Annotated in this window: 14 protein-coding genes; 8 read left to right on the top strand and 6 right to left on the bottom strand. The window is 68.0% G+C overall.

Annotated elements, in window-relative coordinates:
* Positions 1 to 23 precede the first annotated feature (23 nt).
* A complete protein-coding gene (locus QHF85_RS38520) occupies positions 24 to 1,073 on the top strand; it encodes a S66 peptidase family protein (protein WP_281332420.1) in 1,050 nt (349 codons plus the stop codon).
* 16 nt (positions 1,074 to 1,089) lie between these two features.
* Here QHF85_RS38520 and QHF85_RS38515 read toward each other — a convergent pair whose 3' ends face one another.
* From QHF85_RS38515 to QHF85_RS38495, 5 genes are all read right to left on the bottom strand, one after another.
* Positions 1,090 to 1,284, bottom strand: coding sequence for a hypothetical protein (locus QHF85_RS38515; protein ID WP_281332419.1), 195 nt, complete (start codon positions 1,282 to 1,284; stop codon positions 1,090 to 1,092).
* Positions 1,285 to 1,372: 88 nt separating this feature from the next.
* Positions 1,373 to 2,602 (bottom strand): PH domain-containing protein, encoded by a 1,230-nt coding sequence (locus tag QHF85_RS38510; protein ID WP_281332418.1) that lies wholly within the window; start codon positions 2,600 to 2,602, stop codon positions 1,373 to 1,375.
* Positions 2,599 to 4,074 carry a serine/threonine-protein kinase gene (locus QHF85_RS38505; protein ID WP_281332417.1) on the bottom strand — a complete coding sequence of 492 codons (1,476 nt, stop codon included), beginning with the start codon at positions 4,072 to 4,074 and terminating at the stop codon, positions 2,599 to 2,601. The genes QHF85_RS38510 and QHF85_RS38505 overlap by 4 nt, the downstream gene beginning before the upstream one ends.
* 62 nt (positions 4,075 to 4,136) lie before the next feature.
* Positions 4,137 to 4,637: a VOC family protein gene (locus tag QHF85_RS38500; protein ID WP_281332416.1), complete on the bottom strand. Its 501-nt coding sequence runs from the start codon at positions 4,635 to 4,637 to the stop codon at positions 4,137 to 4,139.
* Positions 4,638 to 4,832: 195 nt separating this feature from the next.
* A complete protein-coding gene (locus tag QHF85_RS38495; protein WP_281332415.1) occupies positions 4,833 to 8,033 on the bottom strand; it encodes a TonB-dependent receptor in 3,201 nt (1,066 codons plus the stop codon).
* Positions 8,034 to 8,407: 374 nt separating this feature from the next.
* Between QHF85_RS38495 and QHF85_RS38490 the strand changes: the two genes are divergently transcribed.
* The 3 genes from QHF85_RS38490 (at position 8,408) to QHF85_RS38480 (ending at position 12,533) form a co-directional block, all read left to right on the top strand.
* Entirely contained in the window at positions 8,408 to 9,490 is a 1,083-nt protein-coding gene (locus QHF85_RS38490) for a DUF4419 domain-containing protein (RefSeq protein WP_281332414.1), read from the top strand.
* A gap of 116 nt (positions 9,491 to 9,606) precedes the next feature.
* The gene (locus tag QHF85_RS38485; protein ID WP_281332413.1) at positions 9,607 to 10,398 is read left to right on the top strand and encodes an ABC transporter ATP-binding protein; all 792 of its coding nucleotides are present in this window, start codon (positions 9,607 to 9,609) and stop codon (positions 10,396 to 10,398) included.
* Positions 10,395 to 12,533, top strand: a complete 2,139-nt coding sequence (locus QHF85_RS38480; protein WP_281332412.1) for an ABC transporter permease subunit/CPBP intramembrane protease — start codon at positions 10,395 to 10,397, stop codon at positions 12,531 to 12,533. Before QHF85_RS38485 ends, QHF85_RS38480 begins: the two co-directional genes overlap by 4 nt.
* A gap of 9 nt (positions 12,534 to 12,542) precedes the next feature.
* Here QHF85_RS38480 and QHF85_RS38475 read toward each other — a convergent pair whose 3' ends face one another.
* Positions 12,543 to 13,439 carry a bile acid:sodium symporter family protein gene (locus tag QHF85_RS38475; RefSeq protein WP_281332411.1) on the bottom strand — a complete coding sequence of 299 codons (897 nt, stop codon included), beginning with the start codon at positions 13,437 to 13,439 and terminating at the stop codon, positions 12,543 to 12,545.
* A gap of 114 nt (positions 13,440 to 13,553) precedes the next feature.
* Between QHF85_RS38475 and QHF85_RS38470 the strand changes: the two genes are divergently transcribed.
* The 4 genes from QHF85_RS38470 to QHF85_RS38455 all read left to right on the top strand — a co-directional run bounded on the left by QHF85_RS38470 (position 13,554) and on the right by QHF85_RS38455 (position 18,589).
* Positions 13,554 to 14,555 (top strand): PAS domain-containing protein, encoded by a 1,002-nt coding sequence (locus QHF85_RS38470; protein ID WP_281332410.1) that lies wholly within the window; start codon positions 13,554 to 13,556, stop codon positions 14,553 to 14,555.
* A gap of 100 nt (positions 14,556 to 14,655) precedes the next feature.
* Positions 14,656 to 16,425: an iron-containing redox enzyme family protein gene (locus QHF85_RS38465; RefSeq protein ID WP_281332409.1), complete on the top strand. Its 1,770-nt coding sequence runs from the start codon at positions 14,656 to 14,658 to the stop codon at positions 16,423 to 16,425.
* Positions 16,425 to 17,567: an aminotransferase class V-fold PLP-dependent enzyme gene (locus QHF85_RS38460; RefSeq protein ID WP_281332408.1), complete on the top strand. Its 1,143-nt coding sequence runs from the start codon at positions 16,425 to 16,427 to the stop codon at positions 17,565 to 17,567. Before QHF85_RS38465 ends, QHF85_RS38460 begins: the two co-directional genes overlap by 1 nt.
* Positions 17,564 to 18,589 (top strand): methyltransferase, encoded by a 1,026-nt coding sequence (locus QHF85_RS38455; RefSeq protein WP_281332407.1) that lies wholly within the window; start codon positions 17,564 to 17,566, stop codon positions 18,587 to 18,589. Before QHF85_RS38460 ends, QHF85_RS38455 begins: the two co-directional genes overlap by 4 nt.
* Positions 18,590 to 18,706: the final 117 nt, after the last annotated feature.

The raw sequence follows: 18,706 nt of genomic DNA, 5'->3' as shown, positions 1-18,706 counted from the left end.
GTACGGTGCGGGAGGAAATACCCATGGCGCCCATTCGCCCTCGACATCTACGTCCTGGCGATACCGTCGCCATTGTCTCGCCCTCCTGGGGCGGGCCGGCCGTCTTTCCGCATGTGTTCGAGCAAGGCCTCGCCGTCCTCCGCGAGGACTTCGGCCTCCGCGTGCGGGAGCTACGGACCGCCCGCATGGCCCCGGCGGCCCTCCATGCGGACCCACGGGCCCGCGCAGCCGATCTGAATTTCGCCTTCGCCGATCCGGAAATCGCCGCGATCATCGCCTCCATCGGCGGCGAGGATTCGGTCCGCATCTTGCCCTACCTGGATCGTGAGATCGTCCGGACGAACCCCAAGATCCTCCTGGGATATTCCGACACGACCACGCTGCTCGCATTCGGAAACCAGCTCGATCTCGTCACGTTTCACGGCCCGTCGGTCATGGCCGGTTTTGCCCAGCTCCGCGCCCTGCCGCCCGCGTATGCCGCGCACCTGCGCGATATGCTCTTCTCGTCCGCCCCGACCTACACGTACCGCCCGTATGGCGCCTATGTCGAGCGTTACCTCGACTGGAATGACCCGGCGCATGCCGGCCTCGTCGAGCCCCTGCGCGACGATCCGGACGGCTTTCGCCGGCTCCAGGGTACGAGCCGGGTGGAGGGACGGCTCTTCGGCGGCAGCATCGAGACCCTCGAGCTCATGAAGGGCACATCCTTCTGGCCCGAGCCGTCCTTCTGGACGGGGCGTATTCTCCTGTTCGAAACCTCCGAGGACGTGCCGCCCCCGGCGCTCGTCGGGTATTTCCTGCGAAACTACGGTATGCAGGGCATCTTCGATCGAGCCGCCGGACTCGTCTTCGGGCGAGCCCGGGGCTACGCGCGCGAGCAAAAGCGCGAGCTCGAGGAGCGAATCGTCTCGATCGTCGCCGGCGAATTCGGCCGGAGTGACATGCCCATCGTCGCCAACGTCGATTTCGGCCACACGGATCCGCAGCTCGTCATGCCCCTCGGCGTGCGGACCGAGCTCGACCCCGCGGGGCCTTCGTTCCGCTTGATCGAGCCCGCCTGCGCCTCGGCTTGACGCGCGCGCGATTTTCTCACCCGCATTTGCTCTTCGCGCCGCAGGTCGAGGCCTTGGGGGGCCCGAGGCGCGGGTCCGAAGGCCTCAGATCGCAGCCGCTCTTGTCCGGGTTGATCGTGAGCGGCCCCAGGGCGAACTCGACCGGGACGCGCTCGCTCGGATACACCCAGTGCTTGCGCGTCTTTTTCGCAGCCGAAAGGTCGATGGTCATGGGCGAGCGTCCTCCTCCCGTCGCGGCGTACGGTGTACGGGTCTCGTCCGCCCCGCAAGGGGGAGGACGCCGCGGCGGAGGCGATCTCTCAGGGGCGTTTCATGACGGCCTTTGCCAGCGTCGCTTCGTCGATTTCGTCCTCGGCCGCGCGCTCGAGCGCCGCGCGCACGTCGTCGTCCGCGCACACGTCGGCCGCGATTCGAATGCGCTGCGCGGCCTTGGGCTCGCTCTTGCGCAGCAGCATCGCCGCGCCGAGGCGGCGCGAGGGCTCCTCCTTGTGGTCTTCGAGCACCGACCAGAGCACCTCGGGCGTGATCGTGGCGTGGCGATAATCGCCGTCGCGAACGAGCGCCGAAAGCGCCGCGCGCCATTGGTCGAGCGGGCGGCCCTGCCGATCGAGCAGATTCGCGACGCCGGCCGCACGCTCGCGAGGGTCGGCCGCGCGCACGCTCTGGATACGGCGCGCGGCCGCGGCGAGGAGCGCGGGCTCGCCCTTCGCGACGGTCTTCTCCTGCCCGCGCAGACGCAGGACGAGGCGATCGTGTCGGACGTGGACGGCCTCGATATCGGCGAGCGGGTAATAGTGTTTGCCGAACGGGCGTCGTACGAGGATGCCGTCCCCGCCCACGACCATTTCTTCGGGCTTCAGCGCGCGGGCCGAAAGCCACGTGAGAAGGGGCGTGAGGAACACCAAGAGCAGCAGGCTCACGAAGCTGACCGTCTGCGAGGAGGTCCCTGACGCGACCACATACGACAGGATACTGGCACCCCAGACGACGACCGCCGCCATGCAAGCGGCCGCGAGCATCCATTGCGGAGAGCCGAGGTGCAGGGTGACGCGGCGCTTGTCCGGCCGGAAGCCGAGCCGTTCGACGATGGCCTTGGCGAGCGCCTCGTCCGGGACCGCCAGGAATACCACATTGCCTCCGACGAGCGCCAGGCGGACCCCGGCCTTCGGCACGACGTACGCGCTCTCGATTCGTTCCCCCGACAAATCACGCGCTCGCCCCTCCATGTCGAAGACGACGCCCCTCCGATCCACGCGGATCGTGCTCTCCCCACCGGAGCCGTATCCCTGGGACATCGCGAAGAGGGCGCTCGCGGCCGCGAGGAGGGGGCTCGCCGCGAGCGCCGAAAACCAGGCGAAGCTCATGCACGATTGTACGGCGGGGGATTGGGGCACGACGAGCCACAGGATCCATGCCACGAGGGGCGGTGCGAATGCCGCGAGGAAGCTCGCCCGGGCGAAGAGCCGGCCCAGGCCAAACGTTTGCACGGTCGCGCGGACCTTGGGGACGTCGAGCGCGGGAGCGTTCATCGCGACGAATTCAGCTTGAACGCAGCAATGGCCGCGCCAAACCCGGCGGCGAGCAGCAGAATGTCCCACGGGGCCCACGCCACGCCCAGGGCATGCTGCAAAAGGATCGTCTCGAAGAAGCGCACGAGCAGCGAGCTCACGCCATAGATGCCGATGCCGAACGCGACGATCGGCAGCAGCCAGGCGAGGACCTCCGAGACCTTGGCATCGTCCGACGAGATGGCCTGGAAAGGGCGGCGCCCCAGGAACCACGCCGGTCCGAACACCAAGGCACCCACGATCAAAATCAGCAGCACGGCCTCCCCGCCCGTGATGTTGGAGTTCGGCGAGCTGCTGCGCGCGAAACGAAAGATGGCCGCGAGCCCCACGACGAGCATCGCCGCGGCGCAGCCGAGGCCCGTTGCGACGGTGACGAGGAGCTGCGTCCTGTCGGACAGGATCGCATTGGCGCGTCGCCTCGGCGGGTCGCCGCCGGGCTTCGCGGCGGCGCCCTCGTTCGGATCGGGATCGCCGGGATCGAAGGGCGCGAGGGCCTCGTCGAGCTCCTTCACGCTCGCAGGACGATGCTGCGGATCTTTCGCCATCGCCTTCTGGATGATGTCCTCGACGGCGCCCGAAATCGTGGGCTCGACGGCGCGCGGGGGCGGCGGATCCTCGCGGAGCACGCGGGCCATGATCGCGGTCGGATCCTCCCCGTCGAAGGGCTTTCGGCCCGTGAGCAGCGCATAGAGAATCGCGCCCACGGCATAGATGTCCGTGCGATGATCGATCTTCTGCCCCTTCGCCTGCTCGGGCGACATGTACGAGGGCGTGCCCATGATCATCCCGGTCCGCGTGAGCGCGGGCCCCGTGCCGGACTCGACCTTCGAGATCCCGAAATCGAGGATCTTGATCGTGGGCCGCTGCAAATCGCCCGTGAGAAAGACGTTCTCGGGCTTCATGTCGCGATGGACGATCCCGCGCGCGTGCGCCGCCGCGAGCGCCTTGCAGATTTGCCGGACGATCCGCACCGCGGGGCCGATCTGCATCTTGCCGGATTGCCTGAGGTGCGCGGCGAGCTCGCGCCCCTGCAAGAGCTCGCCCACGATGTAGGGACGCCCGTCCGGCGTGCGGTCGACGTCGTACACTTCGAGCACGTGCGGGCTGTCGATGGCCGCCGTCGCCTCGGCCTCCCGCAAGAACCGCGCGAGGATCTGTGGCTGCCGGGCGAACTCGGGGTGGAGCATCTTGATGGCGAATCGCTTGCTCGCGATGCGCACGTGCTCGGCCTCGTAGACGCGACCCATGCCGCCCTCGCCGAGGACACGCACGAGCCGGAACGTATCGCGCAGCGTGGTCCCGACGAGCTCGTCCTTCAGGGCGAGCGTCGCCCCGTCCTGCGGACAGATGTTGTACTGGAGCGGATATCCTCGGCCGCAGGTCGGGCAGACCTTGCCGTCGTCGGGGAGGGAGGGCGAGGGACCGGGAGCCATCGGGCGGCCACGGTATCACGGTTTGCGGGAGGCGCGGGGCGCGCCTGCCACGCGGAGCCGCGTCAGCCCGCCGCGGCCTTCTGCAGGGCTGCGATGTCGAGCTTCTTCATGCCGAACATGGCCTGCGTGGCCCGGCGCGCTCGATTCGGGTCGGGATCGGAGAGCAGCTCGACGAGCTGCTTGGGCACCACCTGCCAGGACACCCCGAAGCGATCCCGGAGCCAGCCGCATTGCTGGGCCTTCTCGTCGCCGCCCTCGGTGAGGCGGTTCCAGTAGTGGTCCACCTCCTCCTGGTTCTCGCAATGGACGACGAACGAGATCGCCCCGTTCATCGTGAACTGCGGGCCGCCATTGATGGCGGTGAAGTCCTGCCCGTCGAGCTGGAAGGCCATGGTCATGACCGACCCTTCGGCCTTGCCGGAGACCTGCGCGCTTTCCTTACCGTAGCGCGTGGTCGTCACGATCCGCGAGTTCGGGAAGATCGAGGTGTAGAACGTGACCGCCTCCTCGGCCTGCGTGTCGAACCAGAGAAACGGCGTGATGCGCTGAAACCTGTTTTGCATGGTCGTGGGTCTCGTTGTTTTCGTTTTCGTGACGGAGGAAACCGCGGGCGAGCGGCCGGTTCGTCCGGGAGCGTACCGCAACCCCGCGCGAAGGTGCTTCACGAACTTGGACCCGAGGCCGAGGGAAAACTCATCGGTCTCCCCGGACAAAAACGTGCGGACCCGGCAAGGGTGCCCGGGACATACGGGAGGCGATCAGAAGGTGAGCCGCATGCCCATGCGGATCGTCCTCGGGCTCTGGTACGACGTGGGGCTGCCGTAGCTCGGGTTTCGGTCGGCGGGATCGAAGGGCGAGCCGTCGAAATTCACCAGTCTGTACCGACAACCCGGGCTGGTGACGCACGCCGTTTCTCCCTTGTCCGGCAGGTCCGACGGGATTCCGCCCTCGATGGGCCTCACGTTCGCGTACGTGAAGGACTCGTCGCGGCTGGTCTCGGCCTGGAAGTTGAACAAATTGAACACATCCAGGCTCACGGAGAGCGTGCTGTCCTTGCCGACCCTGTAGGCGACGGCGAGGTTCGAATCGACGCTGTGGACCCAGGGCAAATTGCCCCCCGAACCGCGAGGCAGGATGAACGCGGCTCCACTGCCATCATACGGGTGCGCGCCGAGGACATCGAGCGGGGCGCCCGACGTGCCGGTGTAGCCCACGCCGACGTTGATGCGTATTCTCTTCGTGAGGGCGAAATCCTTGGCGCCGAAGACCTTGATCGAATGGCGCCGATCCCCGGGGAGCGGGCCATCGCGGTTCGGCAGGAGCGACCGCAGGTCGAAATCGGGGAGCGTATGAGGGCTCGGATACGGCCCCGAGGCGAGCCCGGGATAGTTCCCGCGGAGGTACGACGCCGTGTAGCTGGCGAGCGCGAGCCACCCCTTGGAGAACGTTTTCAGGAAAAACAGCGTCAGGGCATCGTAATCGCGCCGCGCTTCGGGGAAGTCGGACGCCGCGCCGAACCCGGGGTTGCCCACGAAGAACGACATGCCTTCGTCCCGGCTCATGTTCTCGATGGCGCGGTGGATCGAACGGTGCGTGTAGTTGACGCCCACGCGCGCGTCCTCGAAGACCTCGTACTCGCCGCCTGCCGAGATCTCGTCCATCGACTGCGCCTCGATCTCCGGATCCACCGACGCGAGATCGCCGTCATACACACCCCATTGCCGGTTCGGGGAGGAGGGCGGCCCGATCGTGAGGCGGTTCTTCGGGTCCAGGCAGGCCTCGACCTTCGCGGGGTCGCTCGGGTCGCACACGGAGCGGGGCACCGTGGACACGGTGAGGGGCCGCTGGACGAACAAGCGTTCGGCCAGGCCGAGGGGCACGTTCTCGTAATAACGCGCGTAGCTCGCGAAGAGCTTCGACTGGCCCCGACGGGTGGGGTCGTAGAGGACGCCGACGCGCGGAGACCACTGGTTCGGGAGCACCATGCCCATCCCCTCGCTGCTCGAGATCATCTGCGCGTCGTACCGCAAGCCTGCGTTCAGCTGTACCCGATCGAAGATGGAGACGCTATCCTGGACAAACCCGCCGACGAGGGTGGAGCTCGTCGTGGAGGACTGCATTTTCGGGACGTAGACATCGTTCGGGTTCGTCAGGCTGCCCATACGCCAGACTTGCCACCCCGAGCCATCCCGCGTCTCCGAAAACCACACGTTCCCCGTGTTCGCCCGGGCGAACAGGCTGTCCGACACCTCGACGTCGACCCCCGCCTTGATGACGTGGTGCCCCAGCGCCCAGAGCAGGTACGTGACGACGGCTTTCCCCTGGAAGCGGTTCGTCATGGACTCGTTCACGTTCCCGGGACCACCGGTCAGGTAGGCGCGCACGGGGCAATGGATGACGTTCGTCGACCCCTTCGGCTCGCAGCCACTCCCTGCCGGAAGATCCTCGAAATCGGCGATGGTACGCGGCCCCGGCGCCCCACGCGTCCAGGAGATCCCGGGGATGTTATCGAGCCCCTGGCCACTGCCGATCCCCGCCCCGTCGACCGGCAGGCGGCTCGAGGAGGCGTGATGATATGCGATCGTCGCGTCGAAGAGAAACCTCTGGTGCAGGAACGCCGACGAGAGCGTGAGGGAGGCGGTGTTGCTCATCTGCTCTTCCCGCCGCCCGAAGGCCGCGTATTGCCCTTCCAGCAAGCTCGTGTTGACCGTCGTGGTCGTGCCCGTGACCCCATTGAGCGAGATCCGCCCATCCCCCCCGGACCACGTGGGCGAACCGAACACCGAGAGCGTCAACGAATCCGACCTGTTTATGTACCATATGAGCTTGCCAATGTATTGCAGCGTCTCTTTCGACGCGATGTAGCGACGCGTCCCGCCCGCGATGGGCTCGGTGAGCTGCGATCCGTATTCATCGCGGAGGCTGATGGGATGGCCGTTCGTGTCGAGCTTCAAGGAGCCGTCGGGGTTCGTCTCATACCGCAGACGGTGGAGCGATCGCGCGATGTCGAGGTCCTGGAGGGCCACGTTCAATCCCGCGTAAAACCACAGGTGATCCTTCTTGATGGGTCCGCGGAGCTCGAACCCGAAATCACGCATCGCGCCGAGCTTCGGATCGACGGCGACCACCGTGCCCTCCGCGCGCACGGGCTTTCGTTCTCCCTCGAACGCGCCGGGCGCGACGCTGCCGAAGATCGACCCGCGGAAGTCGTTGCGATTCAACCACGAGCCGTGAAACTCGTCGACGTGCGCCTTCGTGACGATGTTGAACACGCCGCCGGTGGTCCGGCCGAACTCGGGCATGTATCCGCCCGTGGCGATGTTGACCTCCTTGACGAACTCGAGCGAGAGCGGCGTGTCGTTGATGCCGTTCGAAGCGCTGCCCACGGAGACGCCGTCGATCTGGAATCGGTTCTCGGGCGCCGACGAGCCGTGGATGGAAAAGCCGAGGCTCGTCGGCTGGGCGCCGGGCACGAGCGCCCCGAGGCTCTCGAACGATCGCACGGCCGAGGCTCGACCTCCCGGCGGCGCCACCGCGAGGTGATGCGAGAGATCCGAATCGACGATCAAGCCTGTCGTCGTCGATTCGATGTTGACCGACGGAGGCGGGTCGGGGTAGGGGTCGGGGTCGGGGTTGAAAGGCGGCTCCTGCAAGCGCAGGTCGGGCAAGAGCTCCATGTTGGCGCGGACCGTGGCGCCCGTCTGGAGCGTGATTCCGCCGCGCGCGTGGGGCTTGTACTGCTCCTTCTCGACCCGGATCGTGTAATCGCCCGGGGGGAGAGAAGGAACACGATAGGTGCCGGACGCGTCGGTCACGACGATGTGCTCGCCCTGCAGCCCGGGCAAGACCACGGTGACGACGACGTCCGCGAGGGGCTCTTTCGTCGCCGCGTTTCTGACGGTCCCGGTCAGGACCGAGTTTCCGGCGGCGAAGGCGGAAGAGGCGGCCGCGAGACCCAAGGAGCAGGTTGCTGCCAGCAAAAAACATCGGGTTCGGGAGAACAAACGCATGGCGATTCGATTTCCAATGCCGAGAGGCAAGGGCTCTTCTGCGCGAGGATCCCTTCGAGCATCCGCTGCCCTGCCTTCCGAGACGATCGTACACACGCGAGCAACACTTGTACCAGGCCTGATTCGTCGAGGAAACGGCCGCGCGTGCGCGCGACGGTCGGTGTCACGCGCGCATGACATCGACACGACGCCGTGACACCTCCGCTCGGACAACCGTCGCACGGAGGTGACAGGTCGCATCTGCGACGACCGTCCTCCCTGCATCTCGAACCGCCACCATTTCTGCTCCCGCCGCCACCTTTGTTTGCTCTATCCTGCGGAGCATGCGCACCTTCACGGTCTCCGATGTCAGCCCTGCCGAACGCCCGCTCTCGCCGCTCTCTCGTGAAATCGCGTGGGCGAGCCGTCTCGACGGCGCGCGCATCGAGGCTTGCGGGAGCAACCTCGACGCTCTGGTGACCTGCGCGGATGGTCATGCGGTGCGGCTCGCGCACCCCTTCCTGCTCGCCGTGCACGAGGCGTTCGCGCAGCATTATCCGCTGGTCCTCTCGCCGGACGACGTGTGGCTGTGCATTGCCCAGGGCTTTGGCATGCACGTGAACGTATACGCGGAGGAGCTGCGCGGCCGCTTCGTCAAGCACGAGGGCAAGGTGAAGATCGTCGTGCGCCGCGACGGGTTCGTCCGGGGCTCGCCGGAGAACGACTGGCCCGGCTGCTTTGCGGAGTTCTCGGACAGGATCGCCGAGCACGTGGGCAAAGTGCGGGATCTCGTGGTCGCCGACTTCTCGACCACGGGCCCGGTCGAGCGGGCCGCCTCCGAGGTCGTGCTGATGAGCGCGATGCGGGCCTATTTCTCCTTCGAGCTGCTCACGATGTGTGGCATACCGGAGATCACGCTGCTTGGCACGGCCGAGGACTGGAGGAACGTCCGGCGGCGGGCCGAGTTTCTGTCGGAGTTCGAGCTCGCCACCTGGACGCAGGCGCTCCTGCCCGTGCTCGACCATTTCGTCGCCGCCGCCGAAGGCAAGGCCCTGGATCGTGATTTCTGGACGTCCTTTTACAAGCTCGACGGCGGCTCGGGCGGTCCCTACGTGACCGGCTGGATCAACGTGCTCTTCCCCTATCTCGGGCCCCTGAACCTTCCCACAGGGAAGCGCGCGGAGCCGGAGCCGAACCGCTTCGTATCGTCATGGCGCAAGCCGACGAATGCTTATCACTGGGGACCGAACGCCGGCGAGTTCCCCAAGGGTCTCTCGATGGCGCCCTTCATCTGGGACTACCTCGGAACCCGGATCCCCATGGAGCTCGTCGCCGGATTCGTGGGCGTCTCGCAAGACCCGACGTCGCTGGCCGTCCGCCCCTCGATCGGCTGGGCGGTGCGCGATGCCTCGCCCACCTCGGCGTAGCCCATCGCCGCCTCACCTGTACGCGACGAGCACCGTCGAGAGCTGCTCCTTCGGCTCCGTGTGCGCCCCGCCGAACCCCGTTGAACCCACCCGCCGTCGCTGCCAGAGTCCTCCCGATGCCCCCGGAAGCCTCTGCCACCGATGCCGCCCTCGCCGCCCAGGGCCTCGTCAAGCATTACGGCCCCACGCTCGCCGTCGCCGGCCTCGATCTCGTCGTTCGTCCGGGCGAGGTCGTCGGCCTGCTCGGCCCGAACGGGGCGGGCAAGACGACCGCGCTGCGCATGCTCGCCGGCATCCTCCGGCCCACGGAGGGGCGCGTCCGCATCGGCGGCATCGACATGGCCGAGCGGCCGCTCGAAGCCAAAGCCCTCATCGGGTTTCTCTCCGGCGACACGCAGCTCTACCAGCGCCTCTCTCCGCGCGAGACTTTGCAGTATTTCGGCCGCCTCCACGGCCTCGCCGAGGCGCGCCTCGCCGCGCGCATCGACGACCTCGTGCGGGACCTCGAAATGGCCTCGTTCGCCGATCGCCCCTCGGCCACCCTCTCCGCCGGGCAAAAGCAGCGCGCCAACATCGCGCGCGCCTTCCTGCACGAGCCCTCCGTCCTCATCCTCGACGAGCCCACGAATGCGCTCGACGTCCTCTCCGGCCGCTTCATCGTCGAATCCATCCGCAAGGAGCGCGCGAAGGGCCGCGCCATTCTCTTCTCCACGCACATCATGAGCGAAGCCGAATACCTCTGCGATCGGATCGCCCTCATCCACGAGGGCCGCATCGTCGACGAGGGCGAGGTCGCGGCCCTCTGCGCGCGCGCGGGCGGCGCGAAAAACCTCACGGACGCATTCCTCTACCACGTCGAGCGCGGCGCCCCGCGCGCGGACGGCGCGGCTCCTGGAGGTGCGGCGTGAGGCTCTCCATCGTCCTCGTCATTCTGCGCAAGGAGCTCGTCGAGACGCTGCGGGATCGCCGCACGTTCGTGAGCCTCGTCCTCTTGCCGATGATGCTCTATCCGCTCTTCGCGCTCCTCATGAGCCGGATGGCGGGCGCCGAGGCGGATGCGCTCGAGGCGCGCCCGTCGAAGGTCGCCGTCTGGGGCGAGCTCTCGCCCGACGTGTCCGCCGCGCTCGCGGCCGAGGAGAACAAGCTAGAAATCATGCCGTGGCACGGCGCCCCGGAGCCGCTCCGCCGGGACCTCGAAGCCGGCGCCATTGCGCCGCCCGCGCCCGCGCCCCCGCGCCCGCCCGGGCCGCCTCGCAAAGCCTCGAATGCCGAAAACGCGGGCGCCGAAATCAAAAAGCACGACGCGGACAGGCCCGACGCGGCCGTCGCCCTCGCCGCCCGCGCGCTCGTCGGCGCCCGCGAGGCGCACGCCGTGCTCGTCCCGTGGCGGGGTTTTTCCGAGGACGTGCGCGCCGGCAAGGCCGCCCGCGTCACCCTTTATTACGACTCGGTCTGGGGCGACTCCGATTTCGCGGCCGACCGCCTCGATTTCGCGCTCGCCCGCGCCCGTGACGGCTTGCTCGTCTCCCGCGAGGGCGAAAAAGGTTTGCCCAAGGGATTCACGTCCGGGCTCGAGGTCGTCTCGCGCAACGTCGCGCCGGACGAACGGCGCGTCGGCAAGGTCCTCGGCACGCTCATGCCGATGATGCTCATCCTCATGTCGCTCCTCGGCGGCTTCCTCCGCGCGGCCGACATGACGGCCGGCGAGAAGGAGCGCGGCACCATGCAGACGCTCCTCTGCGCGCCGCTCCTGCCCATCGAGATCATCACCGGCAAGTTCCTCGCCGTCTTCGTCGTCTCCCTCGTCACGGCCCTCGTCAACGTCGCGAGCCTCGGACTCACGCTGCGCCGCATCCTGCCCGGCGAGATGGACGTGCCTTTCTCGGCCCACGCGCTCACGTTCGCGCTCCTCGTCCCGGTCACGCTCCTCTTCTCGGCGCTCTTTCTCGCCATCGCGGCCTTCGCCCGCGATTTCAAGGACGCGCAGAACCTGCTCACGCCCGTCTATCTGCCCGTCATGCTTCTCTCGATGCTCACGTCCTTGCCCGGGATGGAGCTCTCCGTCGCCACGTCGTTCGTCCCGCTCCTCAACGTCGCGCTCCTCATCAAGGCGATTTACCTCGGCGACGTCTCGCCCGATCTCGTCCTCTTCACGCTCGGCTCGTCCACCCTGTTCGCCGCGCTCACGCTCGTCTTCGCCGCGCGTGTCTTCGAGCGCGAGGACGTCCTGCTCGGCGGCCGTGGCTCCTTCCGCGCCGTCTTCTCGTTCGAGCGGCAAAAAGGCGGGATCCCGAGCCTCGGCTTCTCCCTCGGCGCCTTCGCCGTCATCCTCGTCGTGATGTTTTACGCGAGCTTCCTCGTCGAGAAGACGACGAACAAGACCGCGCAGCTCGCCGGCACCCAGATCGGCCTGTTTTTCCTGCCCGCGCTCGCCGCCATTGCCGCGTCGGGCGCCTCGATGCGCGAGACGCTCGGCCTTCGCTTGCCGCGCCCGCGCGCCCTCGTCGGCGCCGTCCTCGCGGGCCTCTCCGGGGGCGCCGCCGTGAGCGCCGTCGCGACGCGGCTCGTGCCCGTCCCCCGCGAGTTCGCGGACAAACTCGGCGACGCGCTCCTGCTCGACGGACAGCCCCTCTGGGTGCTCTTGATCGTCATCGCCGTCCTGCCCGCGCTCTGCGAGGAGACGCTCTTTCGCGGGCTGCTCTTCTCGGGCCTCACGCGTGCTGGGTTCGGCGTGGCGCTCCTCGCCTCGTCGCTCCTCTTCGGCCTCGCGCACGGCTCGATTTACCGCCTGATCCCGACGTTCTCGCTTGGCCTCTTGCTCGGCTACGCCCGCTACGCCACGCGGTCGCTCCTGCCCGGCATCGTCGTGCACGGCATCAACAACGCCCTCGCCGTCACGATCCTGGCGGTGCGGCCGGCGTGGCTGGAGAAGCTCGTGCGAGACGATCAAGTGCCCGTCGGGATCGCGGCCGCCGCGGCGCTCGTGCTCGCGCTCGGCGTCTATCTCATGCGTGAGCCGCGCGAGGCGGAAGCGCGCGGCTGAAGGCGGGCCTCACGCCGTCTTTGGCTGCTCGGCGGGCGCGTCGTCCTCGTTTCCGCGCGCCACGAGGCTCCCGAAGGCGGCGGCCGTGAAGAACATGATCAGGCTGTAGATGGCCGGCGGAACGGCCATCATCGAATTGTTGAGCAGCGTCGGCGTCGAGGCGATCGCGATCGCCAACGTGCCGTTGTGGATCCCGATCTCCATGCCGATCGCGGTCGCCTGGCGCTTCGGCAGCCGCGCGAGCAGGGGGACGAGGTAGCCGAGGCCCATGCTGGCCAGGTTGAACACGAGCGCCGCGAGGCCGACCTGCTTGAAGTACGTCACCAGGTTCGCCCGCTCCTTCAGCACGGCCGCGGCGATGATGAGCACGAGGAACACGGCCGACGTGATCTTCACCGGCTTCTGCAGCCGCTCCGAGGCGGCCGGGCGCTTCGCGCGGATCCACATGCCGATCCCCACGGGCACGAGCACCACGGCGAAGACCTGGATCACCTTGTCGAACTGGAGCGGAATGCTCTTTTCGGTCCCGAGGAACGCAGCGAGTGACATGTTCACGATGAACGGCAGCGTGAACAAGCTGAGGAGCGAGTTCGTTGCGGTCAGCGTGATGTTCAGCGCGACGTCGCCCTTCGCGAGGTGGCTGAACAGGTTCGCCGTCGCGCCGCCGGGCGAGGCGGCGAGGAGCATGAGTCCGACGGCGAGCTCGGGCGGGAGCGCGAAGCTTTTCGCGATACCATAGCAGGCGAGCGGCAGGAGCACCGTCTGGCAGAGGAGCCCGACGAAGACGGCCCGCGGGTACACCACGACGCGGCGAAAATCCGCGAGCGTGAGCCCGAGCCCGAGACCCAGCATGATGACGCCGAGCGCGAGCGGCATGAACACGGCGGTGAAGACATTCGATTGCATGGAGGTTGTGATGGTCGCACGACCGTTGCGATCGACTCAACCGCGGAACGAAAGCGCCCCGACGTGCTTGCGCTCATTTCGGACAACGTTGTAAGAATACAAGAACGGACAGTCATGGCAGACGAACGAACGGCTGGGAGCGCGGCGGGCACCGGGGGGTCGGACATCGCCGCGCTCGAGGCGGAGATCGCGGCGCTGCGGCGTGAAAATGCGGCGCTGCGGGCGCAGGTCATCGCGCTCGAAGGCGCGCTCGTCGATGGCCGGATCGAAGCGCCGCGGCCCATGGCCCCGACGATGCGCGCGGCCGTGGTCGAGCGCGTCGAGCTCGAACGCAGGCGCCTCTTGAACGCGATCATCGACCATTCGCCGAGCGTCATTTTCGTGAAGGATCCGGACGGCCGTTACCTCCTCGTGAACCGCCGCGCCGAGGTCCTGTACGCCAGGAAGCGGCAGGACCTGCTCGGGCGGACCGACGCTGACTTCTTCCCGCCGGAGATCGTTCAGACCATGCGGGAGAAGGACGAGGAGGCGGCTCGCCGGGGCGAGCCCATTCAGTTCGAGGAGGCGGTCTCATTCCCGGACGAGACCCGCCATTACTTCACGATCAAGTTCCCGATCCTGAACATCCAGGGCGCGCTCATGGGCGTCTGCGGCATCGCCACGGACATCACGGAGCAGAAGCGACAGGAGCAGGAGCGCGTGCGCCTGCGCGAGCAGGTGATCATGGCGCAGGAGGAGGCGCTCCGCGAGCTCTCGACGCCCCTCGTCCCGATCGCCGACGGCGTCGTCGCCATGCCGATCATCGGCAGCGTCGACCAGGCCCGCGTCGAGCGGATCATGACCACCCTCCTCGACGGCATCGGCCATCACGGCGCGCACACCGTCATCCTCGACGTCACGGGCGTGCGCACCGTGGACGCGAACGTCGCGAGCGCGATCGTCGCGGTGGCCCGCGCGGCGAGGCTGCTCGGCGCGCGCGTGGTCGTCACGGGCGTGCGGCCCGAGGTCGCGCGGACCCTGATCGAGATCGGCACCAATCTCGAAGGGATCGTCATGCGGGGCAATCTGCAGAGCGGTATTGCATTCGCGCTCCGCGGTACGCCTCGCGTGCAGTAACGACAATTTTTATCACTCCCATCCAACATTGCTGCGCGTGCGAGAGGGGTCTTGCTGGGGCCCATGCGTGATGTATAACGCCGCGGCCCTGGGAGGTAACATGCAGCCCAAACAAGCCCTTTCTTTGCACGCATCGGGGAGCACGAAGCTCGAACGATTGTGGCGCGCGGTGCACGGTCACGCGGTCCCCAGCACGGTCACGCGTGTGTTCGATCTGTTCGTTCCGCCCGATCTGCTGCATTCCGCGTGGCCGTCGCAGGTGAGCGACGACCACACGCCGTACGAGTTCTCGCTCCTCCTCGGCGGCGTGGAGCCCGAGGTGCGTATCCTCGCCGAGGCGCTCCCGACAGCGGGGGCGAGCACGCTGGGGGAGACCCTTCGCGCGGGGCAGGGCCTCCGAACGGTGCTGGAAACCGAGCTCGGGGCCGACTTCCAGCGCTTCGATCGCATCGCGGATCTGTTCCTGCCACGCGAGCCGATCGGCACGTTCGCTTTGTGGTATGGCGCCTCTTTCGACGCGCGCGGTTTGCCCTCGTTCAAGGTCTACTTGAACCCGGCCGTCCAGGGGGCGCACGCGGCCCCTCGGCTCGTCGAGGAGGCGCTCGATCGCCTCGGCTTCCGCGACACGTGGTCGACCGTCGCGCGCGCCTTCTGTCGCGGCAGGGAGCGCGACGAGCTGCGATTCTTGTCCCTCGATTTGTCGAGCGGTGCGGACGCTCGCGTGAAGGTGTACGGGTTTCTTCACGACGCGCCGCTCGAGCACCTGCTCCACGTCGCGAGCACCGTCCCCGGCGCCGACCTCGAACGGGTCGCGCGTTTCGTTCGAGCCGTCGCCGGCGGAGACGGCGTGCTTTCGGCCCGGCATCAGCCCGCGACCTGCCTCGCTTTCGCGGCGGGTGAAACCCTCCCGAGGGCGTGCACGGTCCACGTCCCCGTACGAGCCTTCGCAGGCAACGACGCCGCGGCGCACGGCCGCGTGCTCCGCGCGCTCGCCGAAATCGACATTCCGAGCGCGCCTTACGAGTCCGCCGTCGAGGCGCTCGCCGCGCGGCCGCTCGATCAGGGCAGCGGCCTCCTGGCATGGGCTGCCCTCCGGACCGGCGGAGAGCGACGCACGTCGACCGTCTATCTCGCGCCGCTCGCCCTCGCAGACGAACCGTCGCACGCCGAGGTATTGCCTTCGCCGAGCGTCGACGACCCCGAGCACGTCGTCCGTAGGCACGACGAGCGACCCATCACCGACCATCCGTTCTTCGCGAGGCTCGAACGGGAGCCCTTCAACGGGCGTGTCCTCGCGATCCTCGTGCTCAACATGCGCGAGGCGATCACGCTGCATTTCGCGCGGCGCCTCGCGAGCGTCGTCGCGCGCGTGGAAGAGGACCCCATTCGTTCGATCCTCGCCAAGCAGCTCAATGACGAGCTCGGCAATGGAGACCCGAGCCGGACGCACAAGGTCCTCTTCGATGTCTTCGCGAACGGCGTGAAGGAGTGGCTCACCGAGCCTCCGTCGCCGGCGTCGCTCGAGCCGGGCCGCGTCTTCGGCGCTGCGCTGGAGGAGCTTTATCTCGCGCGCAGCCCTTACGAGGGCCTCGGCGCGACGCTCATCATGGAGGTCCTCGGCAAGCAGGCCGATCTGGCCCTGGGCAAGTTGTTCCGTCGCAACAGGGAGACCTTGCCGGCGCCCGTGCTCGAATGGCTCGTGCTGCACGAGGAGCTCGAGCACGACCACGTCGACGAGTCCCATGCGCTCGCGCGGATGATCCCCGCGGGCCCCAAGAAGCGGCTCGCGGCCCGAGGGGCGGCGGAGCTCTGGGACGTCGCCTGGGCCTTCCTCGACGCCATGTACCACGTCTGCTTCGCGAGGGCGTGATGATTGATTTCGCCCGTGAACGACGGCGGTTCCCGCTCCTCGACGAACGAAGTTATTTCGCCTGTCAATGCATGGGGCCGTATCCGTCCCAGATGATGGACGACCTCCGGGCCTACGAGCGCACGCTCGTCCTGCGGAGCCGCGCCATTCCGGAGTGGGCCGGGCGCTGGGCCGAGATGCACCGTTTGACCGAGGAGCTCGTCGGCGCGCCCCAGGGCAGCATTTTTCTGCGGGACTCGGCGACGGCCGTGCAGGCAGCCATCTGCGCCGGGATCGAGCCCATCGGCGAGCGCTCGCGCATCCTGATCGGCACGGGCGATTTTCATTCGAGCCGCTACGTCTGGGCCGCGCAGGAGCGGAGGGGTTTTCAGGTCCTGGATCTCCCCACGAAGGGGCCCGATGCGCTCGACGCCGAGGCCATCGCCGCCCAAATCGACGAGCGCGTGCGCGTCGTCGCGCTCTCGCTCGTGTCGCCGAGGAACGGCGCGCTCCTCGACGCGCGGCCGATTGCGTCTGCGGCGCGCAGGGCAGGGGCGCTGCTCGTGCTCGACGTCTACCAGGCGATCGGCGTCGTCCCCGTGAGCGCATCGGAGCTCGGCGCGCACGTGCTGGTCGGAGGTTTTCACAAATGGGTCGGCGGGGGCGGCACGGGCCTCGCGTTCGGCTACGTGGAGCCTGGGATCCTCGACGAGATCACGCCCGCCTTCCCGGGATGGATGGCGCACCGAGAGTTGCTCGGGTTTCGTGACGATTTCGAGCCCTCCGCAACCGCGACGAAGCTCGAACAAGGAATGCCGGCGATGGAGCCCATTTACACGTCGCGGGCCGGCATCCGCTGGGTCCTCGACGTCGGGGTGGCCGCGCTCCGCGAGCGGAGCCTCCAGCTCACCGAGCGGCTCCTCGCGCATGCGGAGGCGGCTGGCCTGCCCCTCACGACGCCTCGCCGGGCCGACCGACGAGGCGGAATGGTTTGTCTCGGTGTTCCGCACGGCGACGCGGCGGCGATCGTCGCGGCTCTCGAACAGGAGGGCATCGACATCGACGTGCGACCCGGCGCCGGTCTGCGCATCGGGCCTCATCCCTGCCTCGAGGACGACGAATGCGATCGGCTCATGGCGCGGCTGACCGAGAGGCTTGCATGAACGAGCAAGACCTCGCGTCGCGGATCGAGGGAATGGTGACGGGCTACCTGCCCGCCTTCGTGCTTTTTGCCGCGGTCGAGCTCGGCGTCTTCGATGCGCTCGGCGAAACGCGCACCCACGACGAGCTCGCGCGCGCGACAGGGACCACCGAGGATGCGGTGAGGCGCCTCTGCCGTGTCCTCGCGTCCTTTGGACTCGTCACGATCCACGGCGACAAGATCGAGGCCGTCGACGCCGCGCGCGCGGCGCTCGCGAGCGGCGGCCCGCGCTCCCTGGCTCTGGTGATCCGTCATCACCAGCGGCAGGTCGCGCCGGTCTTCGGGCAGCTCGCGGCGGCCGCGCGGACGGGCAAACCGCAGCACGCGGCCTGGACCTTCGCGCGCGCGCCGGTCGCCGAGGCGGCCTACACCGAGCTCGCGCGGCACCCTGCCGAGTATCGATCGTTCCTCGCGGCCATGGATCACGCGAGTCGTGGTGTCGGGGAGGCGCTCGTCCCTCTCGTCCGTTCGTTCGGGATTCGTCGCCTCGTCGACCTCGGCTGTGGAGGGGGGCAAGTCGCCCGGGAGCTGCTTTCGTCGATTCCCGAATTGTGTGTCCAGAGCTTCGACCTCGTGCCCGCGGTCGAGATCGCTCGTTCTCAATCCATCGAGGCAGGGCTCGGCGATCGTCACGAGGTGCGGGCGGGCGATTTGCTCGAGGGAGTCGACGCCCGCGGAGCCGACGCAGTGCTGCTCTCGGCCGTGCTCGCGGACTGGAGCGAGGACGAGCGTGCCCGGATTCTCGCAGGAGCGCTTCGTACGTTACGCCCCGGCGGGTACGTATTCATCAGCGAGACCCTGCTCGATGACGACGGCGCAGGGCCGACGTCGGCGGCCATTCTGTCGCTCGTGATGCTCGTGGCCATGCGCGGCGATCAGCTCACCGGCGAGCAGCTTCGAGGCGAGCTCCTGCGCGCGGGGTTCGTCGAGGCAGAAGTGATGCGTGGTTCGCCGCGGGATCTGGTCGTCGCGCGGGCGCCCTAGCACAGCAGCCGCGGCTCGCGGTCTCGACCGGGCTGGCCCGCGCTGGGGAACACGCCCTCGGCGGGCAGGATCGACACAGGACGGTCATGGCACCGTTCTTGGTTGCTTTCCCGTCGT

This window comes from Polyangium sp. 6x1, from assembly GCF_029946515.1.
GTDB lineage: Bacteria > Myxococcota_A > Polyangia > Polyangiales > Polyangiaceae > Polyangium.
The sequence above is the reverse complement of the archived record's forward strand: the minus strand, read 5'-3'. Positions and strand labels throughout refer to the sequence as shown.

Bases quoted from the DNA above. Each gene is read 5' to 3' on its own strand.
- QHF85_RS38485 (WP_281332413.1), top strand. From the start codon at position 9,607: ATGCCCCCGGAAGCCTCTGCCACCGATGCCGCCCTCGCCGCCCAGGGC.
- QHF85_RS38455 (WP_281332407.1), top strand. From the start codon at position 17,564: ATGAACGAGCAAGACCTCGCGTCGCGGATCGAGGGAATGGTGACGGGC.
- QHF85_RS38520 (WP_281332420.1), top strand. From the start codon at position 24: ATGGCGCCCATTCGCCCTCGACATCTACGTCCTGGCGATACCGTCGCC.
- QHF85_RS38475 (WP_281332411.1), bottom strand. From the start codon at position 13,439: ATGCAATCGAATGTCTTCACCGCCGTGTTCATGCCGCTCGCGCTCGGC.
- QHF85_RS38470 (WP_281332410.1), top strand. From the start codon at position 13,554: ATGGCAGACGAACGAACGGCTGGGAGCGCGGCGGGCACCGGGGGGTCG.
- QHF85_RS38515 (WP_281332419.1), bottom strand. From the start codon at position 1,284: ATGACCATCGACCTTTCGGCTGCGAAAAAGACGCGCAAGCACTGGGTG.
- QHF85_RS38460 (WP_281332408.1), top strand. From the start codon at position 16,425: ATGATTGATTTCGCCCGTGAACGACGGCGGTTCCCGCTCCTCGACGAA.
- QHF85_RS38465 (WP_281332409.1), top strand. From the start codon at position 14,656: ATGCAGCCCAAACAAGCCCTTTCTTTGCACGCATCGGGGAGCACGAAG.
- QHF85_RS38510 (WP_281332418.1), bottom strand. From the start codon at position 2,602: ATGAACGCTCCCGCGCTCGACGTCCCCAAGGTCCGCGCGACCGTGCAA.
- QHF85_RS38500 (WP_281332416.1), bottom strand. From the start codon at position 4,637: ATGCAAAACAGGTTTCAGCGCATCACGCCGTTTCTCTGGTTCGACACG.
- QHF85_RS38490 (WP_281332414.1), top strand. From the start codon at position 8,408: ATGCGCACCTTCACGGTCTCCGATGTCAGCCCTGCCGAACGCCCGCTC.
- QHF85_RS38505 (WP_281332417.1), bottom strand. From the start codon at position 4,074: ATGGCTCCCGGTCCCTCGCCCTCCCTCCCCGACGACGGCAAGGTCTGC.